This window comes from Qipengyuania sp. SS22 (genome assembly GCF_025736935.1).
GTDB lineage: Bacteria > Pseudomonadota > Alphaproteobacteria > Sphingomonadales > Sphingomonadaceae > Qipengyuania.
In genome coordinates, this window is the sequence record NZ_CP107048.1 from 1,762,262 (window position 1) to 1,781,434 (window position 19,173).

The window sequence follows — 19,173 nt, forward strand, 5'->3', positions numbered from 1 at the left end:
TATGGGTTTGCCGCAGGAAGGGCGCTCGGCCCGCTCGCCACGCGCCAATCCAACGTGCGAAGCGTTTGAAATGGTTCGTCGGGCGTGCGAAACCAGGGGCCATGAGCGGAGAAGCGAAAACCGGCGCATGGCGCTTCGCAGTCGATCGCGGCGGGACCTTTACCGATGTCGTCGCAGTGACCCCCGCAGGGGCGCTGGTGACTGACAAGCTGTTGTCCGAGAACCCCGATCACTATCCCGATGCCGCGAGCGAGGCGGTCCGCCGGCTGATGGAACAGCATGGCACTGCGCCGATTGCCGAATTGCGGATCGGCACCACGGTCGCGACCAATGCCCTGCTCGAACGCAAGGGCGAACGCTTGGCGCTGGCGATCACGCGCGGCTTTGGCGATGCGCTGCGGATCGGCAACCAGGCGCGGCCCGACATCTTCGCGCGCCATATCGTGCTGCCCGAACAATTGCCCGCCCGGGTCATCGAGATCGCAGAACGTGTGGGCGCCGACGGCACGGTACTGACACCGCTCGACGAGGGGGCGGCACGGGCCGATTTCGCCGCGCTGCGCGCCGAAGGTTTCGATGCGCTCGCCATCGTCCTGATGCATGGCTGGAAATATCGCGGGCACGAGGAGCGGTTGGCCCGGATCGCCCGCGAACTCGGCTTCGCACAAGTGAGCATCAGCCATGAAGTCGCCCCGCTTATCCGCCTGATCCCGCGCGGCGATACGACGGTGGTGGACGCCTATCTCTCGCCCGTGCTGCGGCGCTATACCGACACGCTGCAGGCGGGGCTGCCCGACACGAAAAGCCTGCGGTTCATGCAATCGAATGGCGGGCTGGCCGAAGTCGGCGCATTTCGCGGCAAGGATGCCATCCTGTCGGGACCCGCGGGCGGAGTGGTCGGCATGGTCGCCGCAAGCACCCCGCTCGGGCACGACCGGCTGATCGGTTTCGACATGGGCGGGACCAGCACCGATGTGGCGCATTATGCGGGCGAGTACGAACTGACCGGTGACAGCGTGGTCGCGGGCGTCCGGGTCGCGGCCCCGATGATGCAGATTCATACCGTCGCTGCCGGGGGCGGCTCGATCTGCCAGTTCGACGGCGGACGGTTCCGCGTCGGGCCCGACAGCGCGGGCGCCGATCCCGGCCCCGCCTGCTACCGGAAGGGCGGACCGCTGACAGTTACCGACTGCAACCTGTTTCTTGGTCGGATCGACCCGGCGTTCTTCCCCCACGTGTTCGGTCCGGGCGGCGACCAGCCGCTCGATCCCGATGCAGCCCGAGAACGGCTCGAGGCAGTGGCAGCGGCGCTGCCCGAATCGCAGGACCTCGCCGCGATTGCCGAGGGCTTTCTCGCCATCGCGGTCGACAATATGGCCAATGCCATTCGCAAGATTAGTGTGGCGCGCGGGCACGACGTAACCGCTTATGCGCTCGCCTGCTTCGGGGGTGCCGGGGGCCAACACGCCTGCCGGGTCGCCGACGAGCTGGGCATGGAGACCGTGCTGGTCCACCCGCTCGCGGGGATACTCTCGGCCTATGGCATCGGCCTGGCGCCGGTAAAGGCGATCCACGAAGTTAGCATCGTGCGCGGTCTGGAGGAGGATTTCTCCAACGACCTGCGCGCTCTCGAACAGGATGCACGCGCGGCGCTGGCCGAACAAGGCATCGCGACGGACGCGGTGACGGTGGAATGCCATGCGCGGCTGCGGTTTGCGGGCAGCGACAGCCTGCTCCCCATCCCCTGCGAGAAACCTGGAGCGATGGACCACGCCTTTCGCGCGCTCCACCGCCAACGGTTCGGCTATTCCGACGCCGAAGCCCCGATTATCGTCGAGGCATTGAGCGTGGAAGCCAGCGGACGGAGCGGCGGCCTTGGTCACGTCCAGCCGTCACCGGTTGCCACATCGGGCACCGCGTCGGGCAGTTGGCACACGGTCGCGCGCGCTACGATGGCTCAGGGTGACCGCGTCGACGGCCTCGCGCTGGTGATCGACCCGGGTTCGACCACTGTGGTCGAAGCGGGCTGGCAGGCGCAGATTGCCGAGGAGGGAAGCCTCGTACTGACGCGCACGCAAGCGCTGCACCGCGACCGCGCATTGGGCACCGAAGCCGACCCGGTCCGGCTCGAGATCTTCAACAATCTGTTCATGGCCATCGCCGAGGAAATGGGCGTCTTGCTGCAATCGTCCGCGACCTCGGTCAACATCAAGGAACGGCTCGATTTCTCCTGCGCGCTGTTCGATGCGGAAGGCGCGTTGATCGCCAATGCACCGCATATCCCGGTGCATCTCGGCAGCATGGGTGACAGCATTGCGCGGGTGATCGAGGCACGCGGGGCGCGGGCCGACGGGCGCGGGTTCCGGCGCGGCGATGCCTATGTGCTCAACGATCCCTATCGCGGGGGGACCCATTTGCCCGACATCACGCTGATCGTGCCGGTGTTCTATGGCGAGAAGGGCGATGCGCCCGATGCCTTCGTCGCCGCACGCGGGCATCATTCGGACATTGGCGGGATCGCGCCCGGATCGATGCCGCCCACCAGCCGCACGATCGAGGAGGAAGGCGTCCTGATCGACAATTTCCTGCTGGTCGATGCAGGCGCGTTTCGCGAACAGGCCATGCGCGATCAGCTGGCGTCGGGCCGCTACCCCGCGCGCAATCCCGATCGCAACTTGTCCGACTTGCGCGCGCAGCTTGCCGCCTGCTCGAGAGGGGCGGAACTGCTCTGCCTTGCCGCGCGCGACAATGGCCCTGCGGTGGTTGCGGCCTATATGGGCCATGTCCTCGCCAATGCCGAAGAAAGCGTACGGCGATTGCTCGACCGGCTGCAGGACGGCGATTTCGCCTATCCGATGGACAATGGCGCGGTGGTCAAGGTTGCGATCCGCATCGACCATGCGAACCGTTCGGCGGTGTTCGACTTCACCGGCACCAGCGATCAGCTACCCGACAATTTCAACGCGCCGCGATCGATTACCCGCGCCGCGGCGCTGTACGTCGTGCGCACCCTGATCGACGATGCCATCCCGATGAACGATGGGTGCCTGCGTCCGATCGAACTGGTCGTGCCGCCCGGCTCGATGCTCGACCCGCAACCGGGAGCGGCGGTGGTGGCGGGCAATGTCGAGACCAGCCAGGCGGTCACCGACACGCTGTTTGCGGCGACCGGCCGCCTGGCACCCAGCCAGGGGACGATGAACAACTTCACTTTCGGCGACGGGACCGACCAATATTACGAGACGATCTGCGGCGGTTCGGGCGCAGGGGCCGGCCACGACGGCACCAACGCGGTACAGACGCATATGACCAATTCGCGGCTGACCGATCCCGAAATTCTCGAAACCCGCCTGCCCGTAAGGTTGGAGACGTTCGCGATCCGCCACGGCTCGGGCGGGCGCGGCACATTCTGCGGCGGCGACGGGGTGGAGCGGCGGATCACCTTCCTCCAACCGATGCACGCCAACATGCTCGCCAACCGGCGGAGGATCGCGCCGCGCGGCATTTGCGGCGGGCATGATGCCGCGCCGGGCCGCAACTGGGTCGAGCGCGCGGACGGCTCGCGCGAGGATCTGGGCGCGACCGCCTCTGCCGAGATGCAGCCCGGCGATACATTCGGGATCCTGACCCCGGGCGGAGGTGGCTTCGGCCCTCCCCGCCCGGACTAGGTCGGACGGTCAGACGGCGGCGTCGCGCTTGACCGTGATCACCTGCGGGTAGGTGAATTCCTTCAGCCCATCGATGCCGTATTCGGCGCCGAAGCCCGATTGCTTGTGCCCGCCAAACGGCGCGAAGGGCGAAAGCTGCATGAATTCGTTGATCCAGACGGTCCCGGTCTCGAGCTGTTCGGCGATCTCGACGCCCTTGTCGGTGTCCTTGGTCCAGACAGCGCCGGCCAGGCCGTATTCCGAATTGTTCGCCCGCTCGATCACTTCGTCGACCGTATCGAACTTCATCAGCGGCATGACCGGGCCGAACTGTTCCTCGGCCACGATCCGCGCATCTTCGGGCGGATTGTCGAGGATCGTGATCGGCACGTAATAGCCGGTGCCCGACGGGTCTTTCTCACCGCCGGTGAGGAACTTGTAACCGTTGTCGCGCGCATCCTGAATGAGGTCGAGCACGCGTTCGTACTGCTTCTTGTTCTGGATCGGACCGACGCCGGTGCCCTGCTGCGAACCATCGCCCACCACCACGGTCTTTGCGTAAGCGGCAATCGCCTGCGACAGATCGTCGTAGATGTCCTTGTGGATGTAGATCCGCTTGGCCGCGATGCAGACCTGGCCCGCATTGGAGAAGCTCGACCAGAACAGCTGCTCGGCGACCTTTTCGACATCGGCGTCGGGCAGCACGATCGACGCGTCATTGCCCCCCAGTTCGAGCGTGATGCGCTTGAGATCGCCCGATGCGCCTTCCATGATCTTCTTCCCCGTCGCGGTCGAGCCGGTGAAGGTGATCTTGTCGATGTCGGGGTGCTCGGTGATGAGCGGGCCGAGCGTGTCTTCGCCAGTGATGATATTCACCGTGCCCGCCGGGACCACATCCTTGATCAGTTCGGCGATCCGCAGCGTGGTCAGCGGCGTGAACGGCGACGGCTTGAGCACGATGGTGCAGCCTGCAACCAGCGCAGGGACGATCTTCTGGATCGCCATCATGATCGGGAAGTTCCACGGTACGATCCCGCCGACCACGCCCACCGGTACGCGCCGCGTGCGCGAGAGGCGGGTATCGTCATCCTGGTTGATGACATCGTCGAGCGTGAGCGTCGACTGCGCGGCGGCGAGGCCTGCCGCGCCGTAAATCTCCTGCTGCGCCTGCGTGTGCGGCTTGCCCTGTTCGGAAGTCAGCAAGCGGTAGAGCTCGTCCGCGTTTTCCTTGATTGCGGCGGCAATCCCCTGAACGACCTTCTGCCGTTCCTCGGGCGTGGTTTTCTTCCACTGCGTGAACGCGCGGCGCGCGGCAGCGACCGCGCTGTCGAGTTCTTCCTTGCCGCAGGACGGCACACGGCCGACGACCTGCTCGGTGGCGGGGTTGAGCACCTCGAGCCATTGGCCGTTATCGACCATCTTGCCGTCGATCAGGTTCTTGTAGTCGGTCATGTCTCTCTCCTCGCGCAAATCTGGGATTCGTCCCTTGGCATCACACTGTCGAAATTCGTTGCTCGATGCAACGGGTCTTGCGGTGCGGCGCCAAATTGGAGAGAGAGGCGCCGAAGAGGAGAGCAATGCAGACCTTCGTTACCGAAGCCGTCGATTGGCCCGAGACCGCGCCGGACCTGCGCGAACAGGTGCGCGCGCTGGTGGCCGCGCATGGCGAGCGCGACCCGGTCCGCCGTGCGAATTGCTGGACCAAGGCCGACGCCGGTTTCAGCAAGCGATTGGGCGATGCGGGCCTGCTGGGGATGACCTGGCCGACCGAATACGGCGGGCACGAGCGCAGCCAGCTCGAACGCTATGTGGTGATCGAGGAACTGCTCGCCGCGGGCGCACCGGTGGGCGCGCACTGGATCGCGGACCGGCAAAGCGGGCCACTGCTGCTGCGGCTGGGCAATGAAGACTTGAAGCGCCGCTGGGTGCCCGCAATCGCGCGGGGCGAGGCTTTCGCCTGCATCGGGTTGAGCGAACCGAATTCGGGTTCGGACCTCGCATCGGTGCGCACCGCGGCGCGGCGCGATGGCGACGGTTGGGTGCTCAACGGCCAGAAGGTCTGGACCACCGGCGCGCATGTCAGCCATTTCATGATCGCGCTGGTGCGGACCGAAGCGGGGAGCGAGCGGCAGCAGGGGCTGTCGCAATTCGTCATCCCGATGGATGCGCCCGGGGTCACCGTGAAACCGATCATCGACCTCACCGGCGCGCATGAATTCAACGAGGTGTTCTTCGAGGATGTGCGCCTGCCCGAAACCGCGCTGCTCGGGACCGAAGGCGACGGGTGGAAGCAGGCCACCGCCGAGCTCTCGCTCGAACGCGCCGGGCCCGAACGCTACCTGTCCTCGATGGTGCTATTCCTCGAACTGGTCCGCTACGCCGGTGCGAGGCAGGACATGGCGTTGCAGCAGCTGATCGGTCGGCTGACGGCAGATGCCTGGACGCTCCGGCTGATGAGCGCGTCGGTCGCGGCCAAGCTGGCACGGGGCGAGGACCCCGCGCTCGAGGCCACCATGGTCAAGGACCTTGGCAATTCCTACGAACAGGCGATCCCGCAACTGGTTCAGGCGGCGGCGGATTTTGCCGATGCAGATGCCGCCACCCTGCGCGATGTCTGTTTCTACCTTTTGCAGGTCAGCCCCAGCTTTTCGCTGCGAGGCGGCACGCGCGAGATCATCAAGGGCATCATCGCCCGGGGGCTGGGGCTGCGATGAGCGATACCAGACGCATGCTGGCAGAAATGACCGATCCGCTGTTCGCCGAACTGGGTCCTGACGCAACCATGGCGCGCGACGGCGACCGGCTCGACGAACTCGGCCTGCACGCACTGCTGGTGCCCGAAGACGATGGCGGTTTCGGCGGCAGCTGGATGGATGCGCTGATCGTCTTCCGGCTGGCGGGCTATCACGCGCTGGGGATCGACCTGCCGGACGTGACTATCGCGCGCGTTGTTGAACAGGATAGCGACCAGTGGTTCGGCCTGATGGCCTTCGCCCGCACCGCGCAGATCGCCGGGGCGCTCGACGCCGCGCTGGCGCTGTCGGTCGCCTATGCCAACGAGCGGGTGCAGTTCGGCAAGCCGCTGGGCAAGTTCCAGGCGGTCCAGCAGTCGCTGGCGAGCTTTGCCTGCGAAGCGGCGGCGGCCAATTGCGCGGCGATGGGAGCGGCGCAGGCGCTCGATCGCGGGGATGCGGAATTCGAGATCGCCGCCGCCAAGCTGCGCGCCAATCGCGCGGTCGAAGTGGGCACGACAGTCGCGCATCAGGTCCACGGCGCGATCGGCTTCACGCAGGAATACGGGCTGCACCCACTGACGCGGCGGTTGTGGCAATGGCGGTCCGAATTCGGCAATGACGCGCATTGGAGCGGCAAGCTCGGGGAGAGTGTCATGACGCGCGGCGCCGATGCCTTCTGGTCCGACCTGTCCGCACGCACCGATTAGGCCAGCGCCAGCACCCCGGTCAGGATATTGCGCACCAGATCGACCTGTCCGCGCGCGCCGGTCTTGGCGTAGATCTTCTTCGAATAATAGCGCGCGGTCTCGACCGTCAGACCGTGCGCCTGCGCGGCCTCGGTGATCGAGAGCCCTTGCGCCAGCGACCATGCCAACCGCGCTTCGGCGGGGGTGAGATCGAACAGGTCGACCAATTGTTCGTGCCGGTCGGCGCTCGAGGACCGGTCGCCGCGCAGATAGACCACCGCGACCGCCTTGCCCTCGCCCGCCAGCGCATCGACCCGCATCGGCGCGACGAGGATATCGATCCACGGGTCCTGGCTGAGATTGATCGCACGCGGACGGTGACGCCGGTCGGTCGCCATCGCCCGGACCAGTGCCGTCAGCTGGCGATCGACCGCCGGAGAGCCGGGAACCAGCCGATCGTAGGGGCCGCGCCGCAGCGCACCCGAGCGTTCGAGCAGCCGGCCCGCCTGGGCATCCAGATCGACGATCCGGCAGCGCCGGTCCACCGCGATCCAGCCGAAATTCATCCGGCGAAAGGCTTCCGCGCCGACCGAAGCCCGGCCGCGTTCGCGTTCGAGCGCGGAGACCACCTGCAGCGCCACCCGCAGATGCGGCACCAGCGCCGATAGCAGGCTGGCGATCTCGGCACCGGGCGCTTGTGGCGCGGCGGCACACAGCACGAGGCTCAGATCGCCGCTTCCCACACGCACCGCACGCAAGGCGCCATCGGGATTGCCCAGTTCTTCCCCCGCATAGACCCGCGCCTCGCGCATATCGCTATCGGCGAACGCACCAACAACACCATCGGCCAGGGCGACAAGACCCTCCTCGCCCGCGCTACGCAACCGGATCGCCACGCCATCCGCCGCGCATACCCGACGCAATTGGCGCAGGAAGGTCTGCCACATGGGCTGTTCGAACACGCCCGAATGGAGCGGTACGAGGAGCTCCGTCTCGCCGAGATTGGGGATGCGCATGCAATCGCCTTACTACCTCCCAAATGGGAGGTCCATCCTTTGTGTGGAGCGGTAAGCGAGGGGCAAGACTTGAGGAACCCCTTCATGACCGATCCCAAAACCCTGACCCATCTCCAGCGGCTCGAAGCCGAGAGCATCCACATCATGCGCGAAGTCGCCGCCGAGGCGGACAAGCCGGTGATGCTCTATTCGATCGGCAAGGACAGCGCCGTGATGCTGCATCTCGCCAAGAAAGCCTTTTACCCTTCGCCCCCGCCCTTCCCGCTGATGCATGTCGATACGACCTGGAAATTCCAGGACATGTACAAGCTGCGTGAAAAGGCCGCGCGCGACGCCGGGATGGACCTGATCGTCTATCAGAACCCCGAGGCCGAGGAGCGCGGGATCAACCCCTTCGACCACGGCCCGCTGCACACCGACATGTGGAAGACCGAGGGGCTCAAGCAGGCGCTCGACAAGCATGGGTTTGATGCCGCCTTCGGCGGCGCGCGCCGCGACGAGGAAAAGAGCCGCGCGAAAGAGCGCATCTTCTCCTTCCGCACCGCGACGCATGGCTGGGATCCGAAAAACCAGCGGCCCGAGCTGTGGAACATCTACAATGCGCGCAAGAAAAAAGGCGAGAGCATTCGCGTCTTCCCGCTGTCCAACTGGACCGAGCTCGACATCTGGCAATATATCATGGCCGAGAATATCGAGATCGTGCCGCTCTATTTCAGCGCCAAGCGCCCGACCTACGAGTATGAAGGCGGGCTGTTCATGGCCGACGACCTCGAGCGGCTCGAGGCCGTGATGGGGTACCGGCCCGAGATCACCGAACGTTCGATCCGTTTCCGCACGCTGGGCTGCTTCCCGCTGACCGGTGCGGTCGAGAGCGAGGCAGCCACCTTGCAGGAAGTGGTGCAGGAAATGCTGCTGACCACCACCAGCGAGCGGCAGGGCCGCGTGATCGACAAGGACGCGGGCGACGCGTCGATGGAGAAGAAGAAGCAGGAGGGTTATTTCTGATGACCGATCCCATTTACCAGACCGACGCGCTGATCGCCGACGATATCGAGGCCTATCTCGAGCAGCACCAGAACAAGTCGATGCTGCGCTTCATCACCTGCGGCAGCGTGGATGACGGCAAATCGACGCTGATCGGCCGGCTGCTCTACGATTCGAAGATGATCTTCGAAGACCAGCTTGCCGCGCTCGAGAACGACAGCAAGAAAGTCGGCACGCAGGGGCAGGAGATCGACTTCGCCCTGCTCGTCGACGGGCTTGCCGCCGAGCGCGAGCAAGGCATCACGATCGACGTGGCCTATCGCTTTTTCGCGACCGAGAAACGCAAGTTCATCGTCGCCGACTGCCCGGGACACGAGCAATATACCCGCAATATGGTGACCGGGGCCTCGACCGCCGATTGCGCCGCCATCCTGATCGATGCGCGCAAGGGCGTGCTGGTCCAGACCAAGCGCCACAGCTTCCTGTGCCACCAGCTCGGCATCAAGAACCTGGTGCTCGCGGTGAACAAGATGGACCTCATCGATTACGATCAGGCCAGGTTCGACGCGATCGTCGCCGATTACGCGGCCTTCGCCAAGAGCATCGGGATCGAAAGCTTTACCGCCATCCCGATGTCGGGCCTCGCGGGCGACAACATCACCACGCGCTCGGACAACACCGCTTGGTATGATGGCCCGGTGCTGATCGACCACCTCGAGACCATCGAGGTCAACAATACCGCCAATCAGGCCAAACCGTTCCGCATGCCGGTGCAGTGGGTCAATCGGCCCAATCTCGACTTCCGCGGCTTTTCGGGCCAGATCGCCACCGGCACCGTCAAGCCGGGTGACGAGCTGCGTTCGCTGCCCTCGGGCAAGACGAGCACGGTCAAGTCGATCGTGACCATGGATGGCGAACTCGACGAAGCAGTTGCCGGCCAGTCGGTGACGATCACGCTTGCGGACGAGATCGACTGTTCGCGCGGCGACGTGCTCGCGACCGCCGACAGCCCGCCCGAAGTCGCCGACCAGTTCGAAACGACGATCGTGTGGATGGATGACGAACCGCTGGTGGTCGGACGCGCCTACTGGCTCAAGCTTGGCTCGCAAATGGTCAGCGTGACCGTGGCCGAGCCCAAGTTCGAGATCGACGTCAACACGATGGAACATCTCGCTTCGCAAACACTGCATCTCAACCAGATCGGCGTGTGCGAAATCACCACCGACAAGCGGATCGTGTTCGATCCCTATACCGAAAATCGCGCGCTGGGCGGGTTCATCCTGATCGACAAGATCACCCACCATACGGTCGGGGCGGGGATGATCCACTTCAGCCTGCGCCGCAGCCAGAACGTCCACTGGCAGGCGACCGACATCACGCGCGACCATCACGCCGCGATGAAGAACCAGACGCCGCGTGTGCTGTGGTTCACCGGCCTGTCGGGCTCGGGCAAGTCGACCATTGCCAACGAAGTCGAGAAGAAGCTGGCGATCATGAACCGCCACACCTTCCTGCTCGATGGCGACAATGTCCGCCACGGTCTCAACAAGGACCTCGGCTTCACCGAAAGCGACCGGATCGAGAACATCCGTCGGATCGGCGAGGTAGCACGGTTGATGACCGATGCAGGGCTTATCGTCCTCACCGCTTTCATCAGCCCCTTCCGGGCCGATCGCCAGCTGGTGCGCGACATGATCGATAGCGGCGAGTTCATCGAAATCCATGTCGACACGCCGCTGGAAGTGGCCGAGGCGCGCGATGTGAAGGGGCTCTACAAGAAGGCTCGTGAAGGCAAGCTCAAGAACTTCACCGGGATCGACAGTCCCTATGAAGCCCCCGAGAGCCCCGAGATCCGCGTCAACACGGTCGAAATGACCCCCGAGGAAGCCGCCGATTACATCATCGGCGAGATCCTCCCGCTGAAGTAGGACCCTCCCGCTGAGATAAGACAAAGGGGCGCCACACGGCGCCCCTTTTCGTTTCAGCGTCGGCTGTCCGGGAGCGTCCCGGGCTGTCGGACGGACTCAGTTGCGCAATTGCGCCCCGCCATCGCCGACAATCGCGAATGCCGACCAATAGAACGGATGCGAGGTCTCGCTCTGGTCCATCAGCCGGCGCTGCGACTGGCGCATGGCTTCGGCCAGCGAGGTTCCCGGTGTCACCGCAAAGAAGCCGTCGATCAGCCGGTTCGTCGCATCGTAATCGTCCGGCACCGGCCAATGGCTGGCGACGACGGTCCTGCCGCCCGCACCGACGAAAGCGCGGACCAATCCATCGAGGGCAAACCCGCCGCCGCTGACGCCCGCTTCGCGCGTAGCGCCGAGCGTTGCCTCTCCGGCCGTGTCGCAGGCCGAGAGAATGACCAGATCGGCATCGATCTTGAGATCGAAGATTTCCGCGAAGGACAGCAGCCCATCGGACTGCTCGTCCCCGAACGAGGTCAGCAGCGCCGGACGCGGCGGGCATTCGGGCTGCGGGGCGGTTACGAGGCCGTGCGTGGCGAAATGGAGGATGCGATACTGATCGAGGTCTTCCATCCCCAGAACCGCGGTATCGGTAAAGGTGTCGCCGGTGACGATCCGCTCTTGTGCGGTGCCCGCACCCAGGCTGCGCGAGGCAGCGTAAAGCTCGTCGGCCTTGATCGGATAGTCCCAGATCGACGGCGCCCACAGGCAGTCGGCCCCGCCAGCCAGCGCCGCACGCGTGCCGAGCGTCCCGCGCCCCTGGGTCAGCGGCGTGTTCTCGCCGAACCCGATATATTCGCGGACCGCGGAGGACCCGGGGGCCCGGCGGACATCGCGGAAGGCCGACGGGGACACGGTGGTCGTGATCCTGACCGCACGCCCCAGCCAGTTGGTCCCGGTGAAGTCGTAGTCGTCGCCGCCCTGCGCGATCCGCTCGACATAGCGATCGACGCTGGCGTCATCGGCGACCAGCAGGTTCGCAGGCAGCCGCAACATCGCGCCATCGGGTTCGAATACGAGATGGTCGAGCGCTTTCACCTCACCATCGACCGGTTCGAGCAGCGCCTTGTACAGCGCGCGCGATTTTTCGATGTCGAAGGGGAAGGTCAGCGTCTGCCCGTTCTCGACATAGGCGATAGTGGCCCGCAAATCGTCCACCTCGGCCTCGAGCGCCTCGGGATCGACACCTGCGCGATAGGCGCGCGCCATCTCCGACGTGGCAAAGATGGCGAAGGTCGCGCCGTCCAGCGTCGCCAGCTTGAGATAGCCTTCGCCTGGCCGCAGCGTCCCCTGCAATTCCTCCAACGTAACCCGGCCATCAGATACCGCGCGGAAACGGGGATATTCGCCCAGCCTGTCCTGTATCGCCAATTGCTGCGTCTCGAGCTGGGCGAGCGCTGTGCGCTGCGCGGTCAGCCGTTCGGCAACCAGCGGATCGGCAACCGCCTGCCCTTCGAGCAGCGCCACACGATTGCGCAATTGTTCGACCGAACGCCCGACATTGACCGCCTTGCGGAAGAGTTGCGAGGCTTCGTCGCTCCCGCCCGACAACTCACGTGCAAGCACCGCCTGGGTTTGCGCCAGGCCCGGGCGTTGCAGCAGCTGGCTGGCAAGAAACATGTCCGCCGCAGCCTCCGCGTCTGCATCCCCGTCCCGGGTCAGCAGATCGAAGAACGGCACCAGCAAACGGCGCAGGGCTGGCGTCGGCTTGCCCTGCGCATCGCCCACCAGATCGCGATAGGCAGCGAGCGCTTCGTCGCTCCGCCCGCTGCGCGCCAGATAGCCCGCATATTGCGCCTTGCTGCTCAGCAGTGCGGGGGAATTGGGGTAATTGGTCTCAAGCAGCGCGATCGCTCGGCCATGATAGCCCTCGGCAGCACCCGCATCGTTCTTGTCCTCGGCCAGGTCGGCCAGTTCGCCCAGCACCTGCGCACGCAGCCACAGGATCGAACGGACCGAACCATTACGGACACTCGCCAGGCCGCTGTCGGCATCGGCCAAGCGCTGCTCGGCTTCACCCTTGCGCCCCAGAAGACGCAGCGCGGTCGCGCCGAGATAGTCGGTCTGCCCGTCGAGCAGATCGGCGCGTTCGAGCGCGGAGAGCCCGCCGACTTCGTCCAGCGCACTCGTCTGTTCGGCCGACAGCCGTGCGGCCAGCGCATCGGTGATTTCCTGGCCCGCCAGCGCATCCTGCGACGTCGCGCCGGTTGCGAGCGGGCGCTCGATGATGTCGAGCGCCACCTGCGGCGCCCCCGCATTCAATGCATCGATCGCCTCATAATTGCGCAGCAGCCGCGCCAGCACCGGATCGCCGCCGACTTGCCCGCGCACGCTCGCGAAACCTCTGGAGGCTTCGGCATAATTGCCGAGGTTCGATTGTAGGAGCGCGGCATTGAGGCGCGCTTCGAGGGCATTGTCGCCTTCTGCAGTGGCGGCAGTCGCGGCGAAGAATTCGGCGGCTTCGGCGAAATCGCCGCTATTGCTGCGGCGGTAGGCTTCGGCGATCACCGCATCCGAGGCGAGCGCGCGCGCCTGTGCGCGGGCAAAGGCGACCGCGTCCCCGGTTTCGGTAAGCGGGATCTCGACGTTCCCCTGGACAGGACGATCGTTGACCAGCGTGGCAATCCCGAGCCGCACGGCATCGGAATAGGCGGTAATGGCCTCACCGGCATAGAGCTTCCCGCCGTGCTTGCCCGCCACGAGGACGCGCCGCGTCCCCAGATCGCTATCGCTGCAGGAATAGCTTTGGCTGTCCCCCAGCGCGTCGGGTACGGCGGTTCCGTCACCTTCGCGGCATTCGGCCGAGGGGAGGAACCGCGCCTGCGCATTCGCGCCTTGCGCATCGCGAAGAACCCAGAGCGTGCCTACAGGGGCTGCGGCATCGCGGCAGACGATCGTATATCCGCGATCGAACAATCCGGCCCCTGGCTGCGGCGGCATGATCTGCGCTTCGCACAGGCCATTGGCCCCGATCGGGAAGGTGTCGCTATAGCTGACCGGACGCTCGCCATTCTGTGCAGCAACGGGCTGAAGCGGAGCCGACAGCGTCACTGCTGCGGCGCTGCAGGCCGCCAATACGGTCCAGGTTTTACTGCTCATCGGAATCCTCCGCGGTCTCATCATCCTGCTCGGGGGCTTCTTCGCCCGCGCCATAGAGCGCGATATCTCCGCCACTGGCGACCGGATCGTCGATCGCGCCCTGCTTGCCGATCAGCGAGGCGCTGAGCAGCCCTGGGAAATCGGCTCCGAACTCGACATTGCTGTCCTGTTCGCTCTGCTCGACCGGTGCGGTTGCGATCGCTGCGGTGGTCGTCACCGCAGCCGCCGGCGCTTTCTGGTCGATCTCCTCAAGCACCTCCTCGCGCGTATCGGGCGGCGGCGGTTCGACCCCGGCGCATTGCGCGGTGTTGATCGTGCAATCGTTGAATTGCGACGCGTCGGTGTAGGTCGTGAACAGTCCGTCGAGGTCCTCATCGGTACTGAACTCGACCAGAGCGAAGAAATCCTCTCCGGTCACGAAACTGCCATCGCCGTTCAACTGGCGGCCGTAGGCGAAGACATCAAGCGCTCCGCCCGAGGGGGTTTGCTGGTCGTCATTTTCGAAGCTGGCGATCGACAAACCTCCGGTGACGGTAATGCCCGCCGGAGCCTGGCTCGTTCCCGTATTGCGAACCAGCAGGCTGCTGCCGACCGCGAGCAGGACATCGCCGGCGCGCAAATATCCAAGCGGATCGGAACTGCCCGCGGCGGCGGCTGCCAGCAGCGCGTCGCGGCCGGCAAAGCCGACGTCGTCGCGAAGCTGCGCGATGGTGTCCGCATCGGCCATCCAGAAGTCGTTGCCGAAGAAGCTGAACCGCCCGGTTGGATTGTCCTGCGAATCGACAATGCCGATCCCTCCCGGGGTCACGATTTCGAGCCGTTGTGCCAGGATGGACAGTTCATCGGTCGGAGCCGCATCGACATAGGCAAGGATGCCTTCGACGCGGGCCACTCCGCCTGCGCCGATAAACACACTGGCCACGCCATCGTCCAGCGACCCGAAGATGGTCGTGTCACGGATCAGCAGATCGTCCGACGCCATGCCTTCGAAAGAGGCGCCGAAATAGGCGGCGCTCGCGTCGATGCGTTCAAGCTCGGCCTGGGTAAGCGTGTAACCCCCGGTATCGCCGGTTCCGCCAAGCACGGTCGTCGCGTCGTTGCCGAACACGACGAGATTGAGAAACTCGGCGCCGATCCTTGCCCCCGCGAGAATGTCGAGTTCGCTGGAAAGGATGAACACATCCTGCCCGCCGAAGCCGATCTGGTCGTCATTGTCGCCATCGATCGTCACGGTACCACCGGTATCGATGGAGATGGCGGCAGTGGGATCGCCGATGCTTGGTCCGCCGATCAGCCCGCCGTTCGCCGTGACGATGTCGAGATCGCCGGTGAGCTCGAACTGCGCCAATCCCGTTATCGGGATCGCGCCGCCCGCAGCACGAATCAGCGACGCATCCCCAGCGCTGGCGCCGGTCGCCCGCGCGACAAGCTGATCGAGTCCGATCGTCCCGCCATTGGCGATGATCTCGAACGCCCCGGCCGTATCCGCGCCAAGCGCTTCCAGCCGCAGGAAATCCGCCTCGATAGCAGCCTCGGCGCTCGCCAGAACCTGGACCAGGCCGCCAATTGCACCGCCTGATTGCACGCCTGTCGCGTCGAAGCCGCCGAACCCATTGGCAGTGAGGGTTGCATCCCCGAAGGACAGGCTGCCACCGGTCCGGCTGTGCACATAGGCCAGACCGCCGGTCCCACTCCCGCCATCGCCGTCACTCGACCCGCCTCCGAAGGCGCTCGCATCGAGAGTGGTTGTGCCCGAGATGGTCGTGGTGCCCGCCAATACGTCGAGGAAGGCTGTTCCGCCTGTAGCATTCCCGCCGACAGCCCCGCCCCCACCATTCGCAAGCGAATTGAGGATAACATCGCCGCCGACCGTGAGGATCGCGGTGTCCGAAGTGGTTATGCTAGCGACCCCGCCTTCAGCCAGACCGCCATCGCCCGTTTCCGAAGCCCCGCCGTTGCCGATCGCGGAATATTGGATGTCGCCAGTCACATTGAGGATTGAATCGCTGTCGATCGAGACGTCACCCGCGCGCCCGGCGCCGCCATTGCCGGTCGTCCCGCTGCCGCCGGTGCCTTGCGCGCTGCCGATGACGGATAGCGCGTTGAGCGTGCCACCGACGATCCCCATCCCGGCATTGCCGCCAAAGCCGTCCCCGCCGGTCGAACCGGCCCCGCCGGTGCCATCGGCGCGAGTCGAAATGTTCCCCGCGTCGACCTGCGAACCATTGGCGAACACGCCCGCGAAGCCGCCCGCGGCAATTCCGCCCGCACCAAGCGCGACAGCGCCCGATCCGCCATCGCCGCCATTGCCGCTTGCTTCGAGCGTCAGCATATCGAACTGCGCCCGGCCATTGCCGAGCGATCCGTCGCCGCCGCCGCTGAATGTGCCGGCCTGCGTGGTACCGCCCACGCCCGCGCCACCGGCTCCGCCGACCTGTCCGGTACCGCCGGTGCCGCCCGTGCCGCCGAAACCGCTCGCCGAAAGCGCGGTGCTGCCCCCGACCGTCAGCGTGGCATTGTCGCGGCCGGCGAGTGCGAAGGCGCCGCCCGTACCGGGTGTTCCCTGGAATGTGCCTCCCGTACCGTTGCCGCCGGCGCCCGCGCCGATCGTGCTGCCATCACCTTCGCCGCCGTCGCCGCCGACACCCGAGGCATTCATCGATGCATCGCCGGCGATCGTAAGACTGGCGGAGAGGGTTTGCGAACCATCGGCCTGGATATAGGCGGTGCCGCCCAGCGCATTGCCGCCGGTGCCACCGAAGCCAATCGACGCATCTCCGGCCGAGGCATTGGCAGAAAGCGCGGCCGATCCATCGACGCTGATACTACCGTAGGTGGCGTAGATCCCGGCTATACCCCCCGTCGCATCTCCGCCCGCCTGTCCATCCCCGCCAGATGCGGTGGCTTGGAAATCCACATCTCCCCCGACATTTACGTCGCCGGTGCCTTCGGTCAGGATGATCACGCGACCGGCGCTGCCATCGCCCCCGGCTGCAATGGACCCAGCGGCGCCGGTGCCAATCGCAAAGCCGACAACATCGGCCGTCGTAATCGCCCCTGTACCAGTGGCGTATATTTGCCCGACACCACCAATGCCTGCGCCGCCCGCACCACCGATGCCCCCCGAACCCGGAACCTGCAGCGTCGTGGTCCCAGCGATGTCGATGGTCCCGTCAAGGGCATTGATCAACGCCTCGCCGCCCTGACCCAGCCCCCCGGTATCACCAGGACCGCCGCCGAACACGCTCGCGCCACGTCCTCCAGTACCCGACGCATTGAGTGTCAGCGTGCCGCCGAAAGTGATTGCCCCGCCATCGGCTTCGACATTCGCCAATCCGCCGGTCCCTGCACCGCCGTCGATGATGCCCACCGCTCCGTCCGCATCGCCGCCACTACCGATCGCTGTCAGTGTCGCGTTCCCGACGACATCGATGATCCCGCCGCTCTGCGCGACGATCTCACTGCTGCCGCCGGTGGCACTGTAACCGACGCGCCCGTTGCCGAAGGCGGACGTATCGACGGACAAGGTGGCGCCAAGTTCGATGACACCGGCGTTCTGTGCAGCCAAGATAGCGCTGCCACCGTTTCCATTGCCAAGCCCGCCCGAGGTCGTTTGGTCGAGCGCTCGGGCGCGTAGGATCACGTCGCCATCGATCGACAGCGAGCCCCCGTTCGCGCTCAGTTCGATCTCGCCTCCGGTCGCCGCGCCATTATCCTGCACCGGCGTGGCGTCGGCAGTCAGCGCACCCGCGATCTTCAGTGTCGCATCTTGGCGTGCAATAAGGTCGATCGTTCCGCCGATCACGTCGCCCGAGGTGGCGATGGTTCCGCGGGCCAGCAAATCGGCATCCCCGGTGATCGTAAGATCGTTGCCATTGGTCGCGGTGAGCGAGATCGCACGTGCCGCCTCGACCGTGAGGCCATCCTCGAAATCAATCGCGCCGGCATTGGACGTGACGCTGAAATTGCCCGTCGCCCCGGCGAAGACACTTGATGTCAGGTTGGCGGCACCGGTGACCGAAATCGATTCTGCCACCGCTCCGTCATCGACCCCACCGGTCTCCACATCGCGCCCGAAGACATCATAACCGGCGGACAGGATGATATCGCCATTATCGACTCCGGCGCTAACCGCGGTGTCGAACCCCAGATTGCCGCGCAGGAGCATGGTGATCGGATCGTTCACCGCGCGCGCGACCATGTAAATCACATGGTTGTCGCCCGCGCCCAGACTCGACGGGCCGCCGGTGACGCCGCGATGGTCGATTGGCGTGGCCACGCTCGTCCCAACCGGGATTTCGATATCGAACAGTCCGCTATTGTAGGTCAGGTTGACCTGCTCGCCTGCAATGTAGGCGGTCGAGCCATTGATATTGGCGTTGCCCTGCATCGAAATTTGCGGTGCGGCAGTGACGAAATAACTGCCTTCGCCCGCCGCGGTGATTTGAGCCCCCGGCGTGATCGATATGCCCGCGGTCGATCCTTGCGTTCCAGTCAGCTCAAGCGCTCCACCCGCAGCATAGCTCTCGAAACTGTCGAGATCGGCATCGAGAGTCGTCAGTAGAAGCTGGCCGACATCGAACACCGCTGTGCCGCCAACTAGGATCCCGGTGGGCGAATAGAAGGCGACCGTCCCGCCAGTGGAGAATCCTCCGTTGGCGTCTTGGAGACGCGAGATGACCGACCCCTGGAACACCACCACATCGCCATTGGTCGAAGGCAGAATGCGGTTGAGGACTGCAAACCCGCCCTGCCCCGGTCCGTCCTGGAAATAGGCTGTCGCACCATTGGGAAGAAAGGTCAGCGCATTGCCCTGGTCATCCTCGAAGGGGAACCAGTCGAGCACCGCGGTTGCAGAAGTGATCGTGAATGTGTCGACATCCGTGACCGAGCGATCGATATCGACGGTACCCCGCACGATTGTGGGAGCTCCATTGAAAGCATCTGCCCGCGCCTGCGAAGGGATCGCCAATACTGCGGCCATGGCGAGTCCGGCGCCGCCAAGCAGCAGGGGCAGACGATGATTGATCGAGCGGGCCATA

At 65.3% G+C, this 19,173-nt stretch carries 9 protein-coding genes; 5 read left to right on the forward strand and 4 right to left on the reverse strand.

All coding sequences use genetic code 11. The features are described from left to right. The first annotated feature begins 101 nt into the window (after positions 1-101). Positions 102-3,668, forward strand: coding sequence for a hydantoinase B/oxoprolinase family protein (locus tag N6L26_RS08740; protein WP_263605210.1), 3,567 nt, complete (start codon positions 102-104; stop codon positions 3,666-3,668). Positions 3,669-3,677: 9 nt separating this feature from the next. Here the strand turns inward: N6L26_RS08740 and N6L26_RS08745 are convergent, their stop codons facing one another. Further along, positions 3,678-5,099 carry an aldehyde dehydrogenase family protein gene (locus tag N6L26_RS08745; protein WP_263605211.1) on the reverse strand — a complete coding sequence of 474 codons (1,422 nt, stop codon included), beginning with the start codon at positions 5,097-5,099 and terminating at the stop codon, positions 3,678-3,680. Positions 5,100-5,224: 125 nt separating this feature from the next. Between N6L26_RS08745 and N6L26_RS08750 the strand changes: the two genes are divergently transcribed. Continuing rightward, positions 5,225-6,361: an acyl-CoA dehydrogenase family protein gene (locus tag N6L26_RS08750; protein ID WP_263605212.1), complete on the forward strand. Its 1,137-nt coding sequence runs from the start codon at positions 5,225-5,227 to the stop codon at positions 6,359-6,361. Continuing rightward, positions 6,358-7,089 carry an acyl-CoA dehydrogenase family protein gene (locus N6L26_RS08755; protein ID WP_263605213.1) on the forward strand — a complete coding sequence of 244 codons (732 nt, stop codon included), beginning with the start codon at positions 6,358-6,360 and terminating at the stop codon, positions 7,087-7,089. The genes N6L26_RS08750 and N6L26_RS08755 overlap by 4 nt, the downstream gene beginning before the upstream one ends. Here N6L26_RS08755 and N6L26_RS08760 read toward each other — a convergent pair. After that, complete coding sequence (locus tag N6L26_RS08760) at positions 7,086-8,084, reverse strand: helix-turn-helix transcriptional regulator (protein WP_263605214.1); 999 nt, start codon at positions 8,082-8,084, stop codon at positions 7,086-7,088. The genes N6L26_RS08755 and N6L26_RS08760 overlap by 4 nt on opposite strands. An 84-nt stretch (positions 8,085-8,168) precedes the next feature. Between N6L26_RS08760 and cysD the strand changes: the two genes are divergently transcribed. Then, positions 8,169-9,089: a sulfate adenylyltransferase subunit CysD gene (gene cysD / locus N6L26_RS08765; protein WP_263605215.1), complete on the forward strand. Its 921-nt coding sequence runs from the start codon at positions 8,169-8,171 to the stop codon at positions 9,087-9,089. Continuing rightward, positions 9,089-10,996, forward strand: a complete 1,908-nt coding sequence (gene cysN / locus N6L26_RS08770; RefSeq protein ID WP_263605216.1) for a sulfate adenylyltransferase subunit CysN — start codon at positions 9,089-9,091, stop codon at positions 10,994-10,996. Before cysD ends, cysN begins: the two co-directional genes overlap by 1 nt. Before the next feature lie 96 nt (positions 10,997-11,092). Here the strand turns inward: cysN and N6L26_RS08775 are convergent, their stop codons facing one another. Then, complete coding sequence (locus N6L26_RS08775) at positions 11,093-14,131, reverse strand: CHAT domain-containing protein (RefSeq protein WP_263605217.1); 3,039 nt, start codon at positions 14,129-14,131, stop codon at positions 11,093-11,095. Then, complete coding sequence (locus N6L26_RS08780) at positions 14,121-19,172, reverse strand: beta strand repeat-containing protein (protein WP_263605218.1); 5,052 nt, start codon at positions 19,170-19,172, stop codon at positions 14,121-14,123. Before N6L26_RS08780 ends, N6L26_RS08775 begins: the two co-directional genes overlap by 11 nt. Position 19,173: the final 1 nt, after the last annotated feature.

Excerpts from the sequence above, each read along its gene's own strand:
- N6L26_RS08760 (WP_263605214.1), bottom strand. The coding sequence starts at position 8,084 with ATGCGCATCCCCAATCTCGGCGAGACGGAGCTCCTCGTACCGCTCCAT.
- N6L26_RS08755 (WP_263605213.1), top strand. The coding sequence starts at position 6,358 with ATGAGCGATACCAGACGCATGCTGGCAGAAATGACCGATCCGCTGTTC.
- cysN (WP_263605216.1), top strand. The coding sequence starts at position 9,089 with ATGACCGATCCCATTTACCAGACCGACGCGCTGATCGCCGACGATATC.
- N6L26_RS08745 (WP_263605211.1), bottom strand. The coding sequence starts at position 5,099 with ATGACCGACTACAAGAACCTGATCGACGGCAAGATGGTCGATAACGGC.
- N6L26_RS08750 (WP_263605212.1), top strand. The coding sequence starts at position 5,225 with ATGCAGACCTTCGTTACCGAAGCCGTCGATTGGCCCGAGACCGCGCCG.
- N6L26_RS08780 (WP_263605218.1), bottom strand. The coding sequence starts at position 19,172 with ATGGCCCGCTCGATCAATCATCGTCTGCCCCTGCTGCTTGGCGGCGCC.
- N6L26_RS08775 (WP_263605217.1), bottom strand. The coding sequence starts at position 14,131 with ATGAGCAGTAAAACCTGGACCGTATTGGCGGCCTGCAGCGCCGCAGCA.
- N6L26_RS08740 (WP_263605210.1), top strand. The coding sequence starts at position 102 with ATGAGCGGAGAAGCGAAAACCGGCGCATGGCGCTTCGCAGTCGATCGC.
- cysD (WP_263605215.1), top strand. The coding sequence starts at position 8,169 with ATGACCGATCCCAAAACCCTGACCCATCTCCAGCGGCTCGAAGCCGAG.